This window comes from Nocardioides sp. NPDC057577 (genome assembly GCF_042801335.1).
Taxonomy (GTDB): Bacteria; Actinomycetota; Actinomycetes; order Propionibacteriales; family Nocardioidaceae; genus Nocardioides.
Genome location: NZ_JBHVGB010000371.1, coordinates 1 through 451, shown reverse-complemented (window position 1 = coordinate 451; position 451 = coordinate 1). Strand labels below are relative to the sequence as shown.

General features: G+C 67.8%; 1 protein-coding gene. It reads right to left on the bottom strand.

The features are described 5' to 3' along the window. On the bottom strand, positions 1-437 hold a 437-nt coding region (locus tag ACFU7D_RS29875), incomplete at its 3' end, for a flavin reductase family protein (protein WP_378874198.1). Positions 438-451 lie beyond the last annotated feature (14 nt).

Here is a 451-nt window from a genome sequence, read left to right as displayed (position 1 = left end):
ATGCCCATGCGGCACCCGGAGGGCATGAGTACGCCGCCCTCCTCGCCGATGTCGAGCAACGGCGTGGCGCCGTCCGCGTCGATGGTCTTGCCGGTGGCGCTGAACGTGACCTCGCCGCCTTCGCCGGCGAAGATGATGCCCGTGCGGAACCGTTCGGTGTGCAGGCGTTCTTGGACGCCCTGTTCGGTCCAGTGCTCTTCGGCGGCGTCGAGCAGACCTGCGGGCCCGCAGGCCCAGGTCTCGCGCTCGGCCCAGTCGGGCAGGAGTTCCCGGAGACGGGCGATGTCGAGCTTGCCGTCGGTGTCGGTGTGCACCTCGGTGAGCCGAAGCTTCTTGTCCGCGACCAGGCTGTGCAGTTCATTGCGGAAGATCACGTCCTGAGGCTGTGGCGCGCAGTGGACCATGACGACGTCGTCGAGTTCGGTGTCGCGCAGCATGCCCATCACGGGTG